Origin of the sequence: Microcoleus sp. AT3-D2 (assembly GCF_036705715.1) — a bacterium.
In the GTDB taxonomy this organism is placed as follows: domain Bacteria; phylum Cyanobacteriota; class Cyanobacteriia; order Cyanobacteriales; family Microcoleaceae; genus Microcoleus.
In genome coordinates, this window is the sequence record NZ_JAUBVE010000021.1 from 39701 (window position 1) to 52480 (window position 12780).

Sequence of the window (12780 nt, forward strand, 5' to 3'; positions counted from 1 at the left end):
AAATAGTTTGGCTTTTTCTCCCTAGCAGTAAGGTGTGCATTGTGCATCCTCCATGCGTGAGTTATGGTGCGCCGAAGCGCACCCTACATTTTTATTAAAGCGATCGCAACTTCTGGGCTAAAACATCGACATAACGTTCGCTGCTGTGCTGGTTCACAACCATTTCGTAGGCCGGCTGCGCTTGAGATTGAGCTTCTTGAGGATTTTTTAGCAAATGGACGATCGCCTCGCGCAAACCTGCTGCATCTCCCACATCTACCACTTTGGCAATATCCGGGGCCGCTAAATAATCGACCATACCTTGAGTCCGAGTAATGACGACCGATCGCTTGCAGGCCATTGCTTCCAGCAAACCCTGCACTCCCGCAGCATATTTATTGTCTACCAAACAAACTGCAATTATGTCTGCATCGCGGTAAAGCTGGACTAAATCCGGCCATTCGTAGAATTTGCGCGACATATTTTCTGGCATAGTATCGGGGAAAGCTTGCGATAAAGCTTTGGTATCTTTAGAAAAATCGGTAATTTTTACGTCAACATCTAAGTCAGCAGTTGCTGCTGCTAAGAGTCGGTAGTCGCGCTTTTCTAATCCTACGCTAACAACTGTTTGCCGCTTTTTATCGCCAGAAACTGGACCGGTGTAAAAAATTGGGTGTCTGTCTGTTCTAGAAGTACTAAAATGCGCGATTCAGCTATAGCTAAATAACTACGGAGCAAGTCAGTTTGAGGGCGGGCGTTGACAATGAATACGTCAATTTTGTCAGCCAAACCGAATAGTTTCAGGGCGAGGCGGTCGCGCGGCCGATCGATATTGTGGAAAAATACAACAATTTTCGGGCGATTGGGCGATTGGCCACACACCGCCGCCACTGGAATCCCAATGTCCTCGCCGTTACAAAATATCACGTCGTCGCTGCTGACTTGCTTGGACAATTTGCGCGCGGCGGCCCAATGTTCGGGTTTAGAAGAAATTTTTGATCGCAGCTTGTCGCTGAACGATATGGCTTCGCCATCCGGGGCGTGGACAGCGGCATTTAAGCGGTCTCTGAGGGCTCGCAGGACGTGGCGAGGACATTTGCCGAGTTTTGCATCGCGGTCAATTCCATCTAGGTCTATTTTGCGACCTAATGCCAAATGGTATTTCAAACTATTCTCCTTTGCTGTTGAACGTGCTGGTGCGATCGGTCACTGGGTTTTAGATTGTAGATTTTAAAACAGATAAATCTAGTAAGCTAAGGCGCATCTAAATTTTATAGTCAAGTTTGATGACATTATTGTGGGGTGTCTCGCCCGCCCCAAAAATACAATTTAGATACGGGAAAGCTTAGTATCTGCTTAGTGTCTAAAAATTTTTTGAGTTCCACGACTCCTGTCTGGGGCTATACCAACGACCCTGATGGTTAGGAAACCTGGTTTCTCGACACCTACGCGCAAATCCTGTACGAATCAAAAACAGTGACATGGGCTGATCGATTCCAAGGACTTAAGCTTTTATGCTGAAGTTAGCTAAAAAATTTATGTTTAACCTCATGTATATTTCTCCAGAGCAAGATCAAAAAATTCGCTACACCCTGCGCGAGTGCGGTCAAGAAGCTTACAAGCTCGCAGCCCAACCTTTTGAAGTTTGCGAGAAAGGGCCCAACGACTACGTGACGAGTATAGATCAATACCTAGACCGACAACTATCGGCAGCATTTAGCGCTTTGTTTCCTGAAGACGGGAGAATCACGGAGGAAAACCTCGCCTCCAGAGCAGCTTACCGCGCCAATTACCACCGCCTCTGGTGCATCGATCCCCTCGACGGGACTGAAGAATTTATTCGGGGAAAACTGCACTACGCTTCGATGGTGGGGCTGCTGCTGGAAGGGGAACCGGTGGCCGGCTGGCTCTACGCCCCGGCTTTTGACCAAATGTATTTTGGCGGCAAAGATTGGGGATTGTTCCAAAGTGTGGGAACCCAAGCGCCGGAGCCGATCGCGCTATGCGCGCCCCCGGCCCCGACAGCGGAAAATTGTAAAATTATTCTCGGAGACAAAGACCAGAAAAACTACGCCCGGGCGATCGCCCAAAGCATCCCCGGAGCCGAATTTTACTCGCTGGGCAGCTTTGGCTTAAAAGTAATGGAAGTTATCTTCGGTCGAGCTGGTTTGTACCTATATCTCAACGGCAGAGTTAAAGTGTGGGATACCGCCGGTCCTCTGGCTTTAGCAAAAGCAGCCGGATTGGTTTGTTGCGACTTGCAAGGTCAACCGCTGAGGTGGACTAAAGATGCGATCGAGCCGGAGACTCTGGCCCACACGCAGTCAATCGCGATCGGCTGGCCGGAATACATAGAACCTCTGTTGGGCAAAGTTCAACAGGCAGTGGCAGGCTTGTAAACCCGTTTAAGATTAAAGAATCTGCCAATTTTACGTGAACCGGGCCTCTGCACCCTTATCATCAATTAAAGGAGCAACGGATTGTTTGTGTTCCCAAACATTGATCGTTCCCTAGCTGTTGGGTGTCGCCTAATCATATTTCCCACCTCCGCGAGTTTGCGTCAGGAACCTCAGCTATCAGGCGTGAGGCTTGGAAGAGTAATCTGACAAGCCATTCTGACGGGCTATCGTCTTAACTGACTACGTTTTTTGAGTCACGACACTCCTTGAATGCGAAGCCAGTTTTGGGCTCTGTCGCTGAAGGTTAAACAGCCCTAATGTCACTGGGGCAGTGCTTTGGGCCCAACAAGCTCACTAAACCAAGGCGCAGGCTAACATCACCCCGAAAGGGAGGCTCGAAAGAGCAAAACACTATGCGTACAGGGCTGGGAAGTTTGAGGCGGTAATTGTCCCGCTGAAAGTGCAACACAAAAGCACACCGAGCCAACCAGTCCCAAGGCGGTAGTAATCAAAAAAAGACAATATAAAGCCGTCCTGAAGGACGGAGTTTCTACCCATTTTTTTGATGAAGACAGAAGCTTTCAGTGAGCTATTCCCTCTATTTAAGGGTGCTAACCCAGAAACCTTGGGAGGGCTGCTATCAAATGCCGTCAAGCATGAGTATCCCCCGGGCCGAGCTGTGGTGATGGAGGATTCTTGGGGCAACGCGATTTACTTTGTCGTGTCTGGCTGGGTAAAAGTCCGCCGCTTGTCAAACGATCGAGCTGTATCAATGGCTATTTTAGGACGGGGTGCCTTCTTCGGCGAAATGGCCATTCTGGACGAATCACCTCGATCGAATGACGTACTTGCTCTATCGCCCGTGCGACTTCTCAGCGTCACAGCTCAGCGATTTATCCAAACCCTGTTTAAAGACCCGCAATTGCACCACCGGATGCTGCAACTGATGGTGCGGCGGCTCCGCCAAACCAATCACCGCTATCAACTCCGAAACCGCCAGCCAGCGGTTAAACTAGCAAATACTTTAGTCGAGCTGGCAGAAAACTACGGTCAGAAAACTGCTGAGGGCAAAGAGATCTTCAATATTCCTTATGAAGACTTAGCTGATGTCACAGATATCACCCTAGATGAAACCAGCAAAATTATGGAAAAACTCGATAGTAAAGGTTGGATCAAAATCGATCCAGACCGCCAAACTATCCATTTGATCAACCTCAAGCACTTGATTAATTTGGCAAGTCAATGACTGATGTTACTTCTTTGGATACCTCGTCGGCTGCCGACAACCGTGAGGGGCAACTAACAGCACCGACAATTCAATATTCGGTGGCGATGCCGAATCCGGAATCCCACCTGTTTGAAGTGACTTTGCGCGTGCAAGGTTGGTCGAAGCCGGTTCTGGATTTAAAAATGCCTGTCTGGACTCCCGGTTCTTACTTGGTTCGAGAGTACGCCCGCCACCTGCAAGATTTTAGCTCCCATGCGGGCGATTCCCTACGGGATAGCTACGCTTCACGTGCTTTACCTTGGCGCAAGCTCAGCAAAAATCACTGGCAAATCGAGACAAATTCGGTGTCAGATGTCACGGTTTTCTACCGCATTTTTGCCAACGAACTGACAGTGCGAACCAATCATCTAGACTCGACTCACGGTTATTTCAATCCGGCGGCTTTGTGCTTTTTCTTGTCCGGTTTTGAGAGCAACTGTTACACCGTAACCGTTGTGCCGCCGCAGCCCGAATGGCGCACAGTTACTACTTTGCCACCTGTTTCTGGCCAAAATCTTACTTTCGCTGCAGCGGATTTTGACACTCTCGTAGACAGTCCTTTTGAGATTGGCTGTCACGAAGTATACGATTTTGAAGTGATGGGAAAACCCCACCAGCTAGTTGTTTGGGGAAAAGGTAATTTAGAACCAGAACGCACGATTCGAGACATCCAAAAAGTGATAGAAGTCGAGGCAAAAATGTTCGGCGGTTTGCCTTACGAACGCTATGTGTTTTTCCTGCATTTGTCCGGCTCTGGTTTTGGCGGTTTGGAACATAAGGAGAGTTGCACTCTCAACTATCCGCGTTTTGGTTTTCGGGCTAAGGAAAAGTATGAACGCTTTATTCAGTTGGTAGCTCACGAGTTTTTTCACCTCTGGAATGTCAAGCGCATTCGACCGAAAGCTCTCGAAGTATTTGACTACGAAAAAGAAAATTACACTCCTTCTTTATGGTTCTCTGAAGGCACTACCAGTTATTACGATTTGGTGATTCCTTTTCGATCGGGTCTCTACAGCGTTAAAGGTTTTTTCCAAGGTATAGCTAAGGAAATTACTCGCTTGCAGACGACTCCGGGGCGGAGTGTGCAGCCTCTGAGCGAGTCGAGCTGGGATGCTTGGATTAAACTTTATCGCCGGGATGCTAACAGCGACAACTCGCAGATTTCCTATTATTTGAAAGGGGAAGTTGTATCGTTTTTGCTCGATTTGTTGATTCGAGCCAGACACGGCAACGATCGCTCGCTCGACGATGTGATGCGTTTGATGTGGCAGCAGTTTGGCAATGCTAATTCGGCTGGAAACGGCGGTTTTGAGCTGAAGTCGGAAACGGATGGCAAATCGGCGCATTTAACCTCAAACGGAGAGTTATATTCTCCTTCGCTGCCAGCAGCAGAAATAGGCTTTACTCCCGAACAGTTGCAAAGTGCGATCGAGTCGATCGCCGGCATTGATTTGAGCGACTTTTTTGCGCGCTATATAGACGGTACAGAAGAGTTGCCTTACAACAAGTATCTGGAACCTTTCGGGCTGGAACTTACCGCAAGTGAAACTAGCGAAACACCTCGCATCGGTTGGACGTTGGGAACGGAAAACGGGCGGGAAATGGTTAAATTTGTCGAAGTAGGATCTCCGGCACAATTGGCCGGAATTGATGCTGGAGACGAGTTGCTGGCGATCGAAGGTTTTCGGGTAAATTCAGAACAAGCGGGCGAGAGACTAAAAGATTTCAAGCCTGGGGATATCGTCTCGGTGACAGTTTTTCACCAAGACGAACTGCGGACTTGTCCTGTTACTCTCGCCCCGCCACGCCCGATGCGTTACTCGATCGTGCCAGTGGAACAGCCCACCGCTATTCAGAAACAAAACTTTACTGGATGGCTGGGAGTTCCTCTATCGAAATTGTGACATAAATGAAGGGGAACGGGAAAGAAAAGACAAGAAGGAATCAGGCTCAATTCCCAATTCCCAATTCCCAATTCCCAATTGCCCATTCCCAATTCCCCATTACCCCTTTTGATTATGCAAACCCCACCTCCTCCATCAATTACGCCCCGCCAAATGAATCTGCTGAGAATTGTTGCTTCTATGGCCTGGGCTGACGGCGAACTGGCCACAGAAGAAGTTAATTTAATGCTCGATCGCTTTTGTCGTTTGTTTGCCCCAGATACCGACGGACAACAAATGCAACAAGAACTGCGGGATTACATCATGCAAAATATTCCCCTTGATGAGTTGATCGGTCAACTAGAAACTCAAGATGAAAAGGAATTAGTCTTGCAACTCGGCTATGAAGTGATTTCCTCTAGTTCTCGTACTCCCGACGAACCAAAAATTAACGCTGAAGAAGCCGCAGCTTATCAAAAATTAGTGCAGTTGCTAAATCTTTCAGAGGATGTGGTCAAGCGTATTGAAGCTGAATCATCGGCGGGAGATACTTCGGAGGGAATTGTCGAGAAGATGGCTCAAAAATTAGAAAAGTTCATCAAAGGCTAGTTCGGGACTTGCGTGCGCTTGGCTTAACAACCCGGTTGACTCCTAGATTTCTCGTTACTCAACCTGGAATTTTTCGTAGAAACCGGGGATAAGCCTCCATGCCTAAATCTTGTTAGGTAAGTATCAGCATAGTAATTTTCTGAGTGCAACTATTTACAACTAAATCAGAAGGGAAATAAACCGGATGGTGACTCCCACTTTCCTAAGATATACTAACAAATAAACACGCAAAAGTCGAGAATACTTTTCATCGCCGGGAACGGTAACAGAATTTGCGTGAAGCGAAGCTATCCCGCTCTTAATCGCCCTTCCCGCGCACTGTCTTCCCCTTAACGAGAATTAGGGACTTAGGCAAAGCCTCAATCCCTAATTGAACTACCGATTTTTTGCCATAACTGAAAGTGGTATCGTTTCCGGTTGCATCGGCATAATAAGATCGAGTAAACAGTCAACACTCAACCATTCAGTTTTTCAACACCGAGTAAACAGTCAACAGTCAACAGTCAACAATCATTTCGCTCGTACAACCGAAATAGATATTAATCCAACCCGTCATTAGTGCGGTAACTTGCTGAGGGCGTGCCAAGTTCTGTAGCCGACAATTCCATCTTGCGGTAAAGCCTTGCTCAGTTGCAATTGTCGCACGGCTACATCTGTCATCGCCCCGAAGAATCCGTCAATCGCACCGAAATAGTATCCATTGATTTTCAAGACATTCTGAACTATTTTAACAGCATTACCAGAACTGCCCTTCATGACGATCGGCATATTCACAGGTGCACCAGAGTATAGTGCTTCCCAAGTGATAGGGCCGACAATCCCATCTTCTTTTAAAAAGACGCGGTGTTGATAGCCTTTGACCGCGTTTTGAACTTGGACGCCGAAGATACCGTCAATCGGGCCAAAATAATATGCCCAATGATATAGAAGCTGTTGTAGTTCCTTGACAGATTGACCTGTTGAACCCATTTGTAAAGTGGGTTTGTTTACTCCCGTGGTTTCAGCAAATGCAAGACTTGATTGAGCAGTAGTATCGGCGACGAGAGCCATAGTTTCATTGTTCAAGCTTCTTTCTTCGGTGTACATAATGTGGTTCCTCTCAATATTTAAGTTTTGGTCTTTGATATTTCAGGTATAACTGCTGGGATTTGTGGATGCACAGTCACTTTTTGGAGTGTCACTCATGTGAGTGTCACTCGTTTGAGTTACCCGTTGGTTTGTCGTAAGGAATGCAAGTTGTAATATTTTTATGATGACTTTAGTTGTCAATACAAACCAAGGAGTAAGGTGCGCGGTGGACACCTACCCAATACAAAGATGCGGGGTACGCACTCTATCAACTCATGTTGATTGTTTACTCAGCACATTCTCGCAAAGCTGGAATTAAATACTGTGTCAAAGTAAAGGCATCTACTCCTAATTCCGTCCGTTCTTTAGCAGCCATGATTCCGGCTTGAGCGTGCCACCAAGCTGCTGTTGCAGCAACTGATTTGGGGGGGGATTTGCGGGCGATCGCACTTGCTAATAGTCCCCCTAACAAGCCGGTGAGAACGTCGCCGCTGCCGCCTCTGGCGAGGGCTGGGGTGCTTTCGGGATTGAGGTAGGTGATGGTACGTGAAGCGTCACTATCCCGTAGGGAATCGCCCTCATCCTTCCAACTTATGCACACTCTGGCTCCTTTGAGCAATATCGTTGCGCCGCAAAGCTGAGCTGCTGCTTGAGTGGCGGCAATTCGATCATCGCCGGTTTCGTCGGCTAATTCGGGAAATAAACGCTTGAATTCGCCCGGATGAGGCGTGATAATTGTCAGTGCTGGGCGTTCGGACAAAATCGGGACTGTGCCGAGTTGAGCGAGGATATTTAAACCGTCAGCATCTAAAACCAGAGGTCGATCGCTCTCCAGTACAGATTCTACAGCTATTGCGGCTTCCAATGTCAGACCTGGGCCTGCGGCGATCGCATCATAGGTACTCAAATCAATTGCTACTGGCAATTCGCTAATTGCACCGCTCTGGGTTTCGGGACATCCTATAACTAATGCCTCTGGCAACTGGCTGCTCAACATCGATTTAATCGACTCAGGAACAGCAATTGACAGCATTCCGATGCCGCTAGCTCTTGCTCCCAATGCTGCCAAAATTGCGGCTCCGCTGTAGCGGCGGGAACCTGCAATAATTAGTAAGTGACCGTTAGTGTATTTGTGCGAAATTGGCGATCGGGGTAACGGCAAATGCTGAGTTGCCGATGCTTTTGTTATGCGTTGTATTGCTGGCGTTTCGCCCAAGATTGCTGCAATATCTGCTGCGGGAATATCAAAATCAATTAATTCTGAGCTGCCGATATATTCTAACGCTTTGTCTTGCAGAAATGCCATTTTCCACAAACCCAAACATAATGTATGTTTGGCTCGGATTGCGGTTCCCAAAACTTCTCCGGTATCTGTATGAATTCCCGATGGAATGTCTATACTGAAAATGGGGATATTTAAATTATTTATTTCGTCAATCGCGGCGGCTGTCTGATTAGTAATTTCTCGTTCTAATCCAAAGCCAAATAAACCATCTACGAGCAAATCGCAGTTTTTCAGCAGTTCAACTTTATCAACAAATGGAATATTTAAAGAACGCGCATAATCAGCGTGAGTTTTTGTTAGTTCTTTTAGTTTAGAAAACGGGCAGTAAATAACTACTTGGAATCCTTGAAAGTGCAATTCGCGGGCAACAACCAAAGCATCGCCGCCGTTGTGTCCAGGCCCTACCAATACGCCGATAACTGACAATTGAGAATTAACAAGATTTTTCCCTTCTTCCCTTTTCCTTCTATCCGTTAAATCCGGTACACTGCTCGTTGCCGAACTTCCTTCCGCTTTCAAAAGCTCCTGAATGCGTCTAGCAATCAGTCCCGCGACTTTTTCCATTAAAGCTGCGACTGGCATTCCAGCAGCAAAGATTCTGGTTTCTATTTGCCGCATTTGGTCGGCGGTGACAACAAATTTTTGAATAGTCATATTAGTGCTAAAATTTCAGCTAACAGCAGCAGTGGCAAGTTGTAGTATACTTGTGGTATAATAAATTAGCTCGATCGAACAAAGTAACAGTAAAATAGCAATTTCTCTCCGAATCATGAACAAGATTGTTGTAGGCCTCTCCGGCGGGGTCGATAGTTCCGCAGCAGCCGCAATTTTACACCATCAGGGATATGAAGTGGTGGGTTTAACGCTGTGGTTGATGAAGGGCAAAGGTCAGTGCTGCTCTGAGGGAATGGTCGATGCAGCTAAAATTTGCGAAGATTTGGGCGTTCCCCACCACATTGTTGACAGCCGCGAGGTCTTTCAGGCAAGTATTGTCGATTATTTGGTGGAGGGTTACAGTGCAGGAATTACGCCTCTGCCTTGTTCGCAGTGCAATAAAACTGTGAAGTTCGGGCCGATGCTCAAGTATGCTCGCGAAGAACTGGGAATTGAAAAAATCGCTACAGGCCACTACGCTCGGATTACTTACGATGCTGCTACGGGTCGCTATCAGTTGCTGCGGGCGATCGACCCTGCGAAAGATCAGTCTTATTTCTTGTACGATCTAACACAGGATTTGTTGGCGGGTACGGAATTTCCTTTGGGGGAAATTACCAAGACAGAAACTCGCAGAATTGCGGCGGAATTTGGCTTGACAACTTCTGATAAGCCGGAAAGTCAGGATTTGTGCTTGGTGGAAAGTAACGGTTCGATGCGGGCTTTTCTGGATAAGTACATTGCGCCGCAAAAGGGTGACATTGTGGACAAGTCAGGGCGGGTGCTCGGACAGCACGACGGCGTTCACCACTACACCATCGGCCAGCGGAAGGGACTTGGGATTGCTGCACCGGAACCGCTGTATGTGATTGAACTTGATGCTGCTGGCAATCGGGTAATTGTGGGCGATCGACAGTTGGCAGTAGAATCTGAGTGTACAGTCCAGAAAGTGAATTGGGTTTCTGTGGCTGCACCGACGGCTCCGATTCGGGCTCAGGTACAGATTCGATATCGATCGCAACCCGTCCCGGCTACAATTATTCCGGTGGAATCCTCCCAAGCAGAGGAAAAAGCCGGCGGTACAAGAGTTAAGTTGATTTTTGACGAACCGCAGTTGAGCATTACCCCCGGACAAGCGGCTGTTTGGTATGACGGCGATGTGCTATTAGGCGGCGGCATCATCGAAAGAAACCAACTCCCAAATTAAAGCAAGGGGCGGGCTAGAAGCCCAACCCCTACTCCCCACAAGAAACCACCCACAAGAAAACTCACTCTTTGTGGAACAGGCATCTTGCCTGTTCCAAAAGGAAGTTTATTTTTGATTTCACATGGGTACATTTACTTAACTAACTTTTTTTCCAAACGCAAGATATTTCCCCTAGCATTAGTACGGTAAACCCAAGTTTGACTACCATCAGAAACCACAACCCGCCAACCTTCGACAATCATTTGACCGCAAATTTCATCCGTTTTCGCGAGTCCTAAACAAGTATTCGGCCAACTTTGTCCGCTCGATTCAGTTACTTTCAACTTGTCAGCAGCAATGCCAGTGGAGTCCGACAACTCTCGGCGAACTGCTTCTGCTACGGTTGCGGGCAATTTGTTCGGGGGATTTGGGCGCATCGTCTCGGCCAAAATGCCCGGTTCGGAAATTAGAGTATTGAGTGCCAATACCGAATAGCTGATGTTTTGGGGCACCGCGGCTGAGGAAAATTGCTGCGCGGTTTGCTGCTGTTGCCTTTCCAACTGGGCAAAGGAATCTTTGAGGGCGCCCGCGTTAGCCGCAGCGGTGTGTCTTAGCGCCGGATACATTTCCCATACCAGAATCCCTGTCAGCACCAAAGCTAAGATTACAGGATTGGGTTGCTTTTGGTCTCTGTTTTTATTTTTTTGAAATTTATTTTTCGAGATTCTTTTCATAATATGCCCTCTGCCTCACTTTACACAATGCGCGATCGCTCCTGAACACTCAACTACAGATACTTATTTAGACACTATTGCTGGTGCTATTGGTTCCTTTGTGCAGAACCGATTTGACTGCTGGTGCGTGCGGCGCAAGTATTTTCTACTCGCCGCCTGCAGTTGTGTTTCAGGAAACTTGCACTACCCAGTTATTACTTAATTTTTACTTTTTGTCTCAGGGTATTAAGAAAAATTTATGCTTAAGTAAATATTCTTAAAAGCCTCTAATCCTGCCCCCAACTCTCAGTACAAATTACTATTCTGCGTTCCAAAACTGCTAAACGTGTTTTAGACTGTGGGAGGCGAGCTGAGCCAAGGATATCACAGGGATGCCGCAAAAATTGTTGCAATAGGACAAAAACGCATTAGAAATTAAATCAGCTATCGCTGATTAATTGTATTAGTATTGTGGTTTTCTAGAGCGAGAGTCCCGCAACTACTTTAGTAGCAAAGGCTACTTTTTGAGTACAATTTTGTTGACATCTATCCATTATGAACAGGAAATCCGTGGCAATCCATTTAATGAATCGGCTGAGTTATCCTCAAAAATTTCTCCTGATCGGTTTTCTATTTGCAATACCGTTAACCTTGGTCATGTACCTGTTGATTTCCGAAATTAACAGCAGGGTAGATTTTACTCAAAAATAAATCTACGATAATGAATACCTGCGATCGGCGCCAGTTGAGGGAATATATACCGAAACTTCAACTGTTAAATTATCAGAGTTTAAATACAAATTTAAGCCTACCAGATACGAGAGTAGATTTAGAAGCTAAGATGGACGCAAACTTTCAATTCCTGGCTAATACAGATCGCCAGCTTGGAAACATATTAATGTTCAGTGATAAAATTAATAATATTTATCAAGATTGGCAAGATTTAAAACTTCGCCGCAGCCAGTGGAGTTTAGAAACTTACGATTTTTTGTCTATCAACGTTGTTTAACTACAGATAACTACAGACGTTGATAGACTGAGCGCTCGCGTCGGCGATACTTGCAATCTAATTCCAGACCCAGATTTGGATACCTATTATTTAATAAATGCTACTTTGCGTCAGCTTCCAGAAATGGAAAAACTTTGGTCAGGAATTAGGCGAATTTCTCAAAAAATTAGCCTGCGTTCCGATGCCACACCAGAAGAAAGAGCGCAACTAATTACTCTTTCGAGCAGATTGAAAGAAATTAATAATGATTTGGAAATTAATATGGAGGTAGCATTTAGCAATAACCATCAGGGTAATTTGCGCTCGGCATTAACAGAGGATTTAATAAAATTCAACTCTCTGGTTAAGCAGGTAACTAAGCAACTAGATAAAACAATATATCAAACGGTATCACTAAAATATTATACCTAGATCGCTGGAAGCAATTTGGCTTTAAGTACAAGTTTTCAACTCGGCGATAAAACTGTAGTAAATGAGTTATATTTTATTTTTCAGCACCGGATTGATGCTTTTGTTAACAGAAAACAATTGATTTTTATTTTACTGTTAATAATATTAGCTATCGTTATTCATCTATTTGTGTCTTCTTACAGGGCAGTTATGCAAACTGTATTTGCTCTTGATGAAACATCAAAAAAGATGGTCAGTGGAAATTTATCCCAAAAAACTATTTTGGATAACAGAGAGGAACTGGGGCAAGTTGTGGGTGCGTTTAACTAAATTGCCGA

Annotated in this window: 13 protein-coding genes; 8 read left to right on the top strand and 5 right to left on the bottom strand. The window is 46.1% G+C overall.

What is annotated here, in order from left to right; translation table 11 throughout:
* Positions 1 to 94 precede the first annotated feature (94 nt).
* On the bottom strand, positions 95 to 460 hold the full coding sequence (locus QUB44_RS12005) for a glycosyltransferase (protein ID WP_333367210.1): 366 nt from the start codon (positions 458 to 460) through the stop codon (positions 95 to 97).
* Positions 461 to 591: 131 nt separating this feature from the next.
* Positions 592 to 1146 carry a hypothetical protein gene (locus QUB44_RS12010; RefSeq protein WP_333367213.1) on the bottom strand — a complete coding sequence of 185 codons (555 nt, stop codon included), beginning with the start codon at positions 1144 to 1146 and terminating at the stop codon, positions 592 to 594.
* A 371-nt stretch (positions 1147 to 1517) separates the two neighbouring features.
* On the opposite strand from QUB44_RS12010, the gene QUB44_RS12015 reads away from it, so the two are divergent.
* The 4 genes from QUB44_RS12015 (at position 1518) to QUB44_RS12030 (ending at position 6137) form a co-directional block, all read left to right on the top strand.
* On the top strand, positions 1518 to 2378 hold the full coding sequence (locus tag QUB44_RS12015; RefSeq protein ID WP_333367216.1) for an inositol monophosphatase family protein: 861 nt from the start codon (positions 1518 to 1520) through the stop codon (positions 2376 to 2378).
* 565 nt (positions 2379 to 2943) lie between these two features.
* Positions 2944 to 3624: a Crp/Fnr family transcriptional regulator gene (locus QUB44_RS12020; RefSeq protein ID WP_333165702.1), complete on the top strand. Its 681-nt coding sequence runs from the start codon at positions 2944 to 2946 to the stop codon at positions 3622 to 3624.
* Positions 3621 to 5549 carry a M61 family metallopeptidase gene (locus QUB44_RS12025; RefSeq protein ID WP_333367219.1) on the top strand — a complete coding sequence of 643 codons (1929 nt, stop codon included), beginning with the start codon at positions 3621 to 3623 and terminating at the stop codon, positions 5547 to 5549. The genes QUB44_RS12020 and QUB44_RS12025 overlap by 4 nt, the downstream gene beginning before the upstream one ends.
* A 114-nt stretch (positions 5550 to 5663) precedes the next feature.
* A complete protein-coding gene (locus QUB44_RS12030; protein ID WP_333367221.1) occupies positions 5664 to 6137 on the top strand; it encodes a TerB family tellurite resistance protein in 474 nt (157 codons plus the stop codon).
* A gap of 555 nt (positions 6138 to 6692) precedes the next feature.
* Here the strand turns inward: QUB44_RS12030 and QUB44_RS12035 are convergent.
* A complete protein-coding gene (locus QUB44_RS12035; RefSeq protein ID WP_333367224.1) occupies positions 6693 to 7223 on the bottom strand; it encodes a peptidoglycan-binding protein in 531 nt (176 codons plus the stop codon).
* Between the two features lie 268 nt (positions 7224 to 7491).
* A complete protein-coding gene (locus QUB44_RS12040; RefSeq protein WP_333367227.1) occupies positions 7492 to 9144 on the bottom strand; it encodes an NAD(P)H-hydrate dehydratase in 1653 nt (550 codons plus the stop codon).
* A gap of 115 nt (positions 9145 to 9259) precedes the next feature.
* On the opposite strand from QUB44_RS12040, the gene mnmA reads away from it, so the two are divergent.
* A complete protein-coding gene (gene mnmA, locus QUB44_RS12045) occupies positions 9260 to 10351 on the top strand; it encodes a tRNA 2-thiouridine(34) synthase MnmA (protein WP_333367230.1) in 1092 nt (363 codons plus the stop codon).
* 131 nt (positions 10352 to 10482) lie between these two features.
* Here the strand turns inward: mnmA and QUB44_RS12050 are convergent, their stop codons facing one another.
* On the bottom strand, positions 10483 to 11064 hold the full coding sequence (locus QUB44_RS12050; protein ID WP_333367233.1) for a hypothetical protein: 582 nt from the start codon (positions 11062 to 11064) through the stop codon (positions 10483 to 10485).
* Between the two features lie 700 nt (positions 11065 to 11764).
* On the opposite strand from QUB44_RS12050, the gene QUB44_RS12055 reads away from it, so the two are divergent.
* The 3 genes from QUB44_RS12055 to QUB44_RS12065 all read left to right on the top strand — a co-directional run bounded on the left by QUB44_RS12055 (position 11765) and on the right by QUB44_RS12065 (position 12772).
* A complete protein-coding gene (locus QUB44_RS12055) occupies positions 11765 to 12052 on the top strand; it encodes a hypothetical protein (RefSeq protein ID WP_333367236.1) in 288 nt (95 codons plus the stop codon).
* Between the two features lie 75 nt (positions 12053 to 12127).
* Positions 12128 to 12463, top strand: coding sequence for a hypothetical protein (locus QUB44_RS12060; RefSeq protein WP_333367239.1), 336 nt, complete (start codon positions 12128 to 12130; stop codon positions 12461 to 12463).
* A gap of 15 nt (positions 12464 to 12478) precedes the next feature.
* Positions 12479 to 12772 (top strand): hypothetical protein, encoded by a 294-nt coding sequence (locus QUB44_RS12065; RefSeq protein WP_333367241.1) that lies wholly within the window; start codon positions 12479 to 12481, stop codon positions 12770 to 12772.
* Positions 12773 to 12780 lie beyond the last annotated feature (8 nt).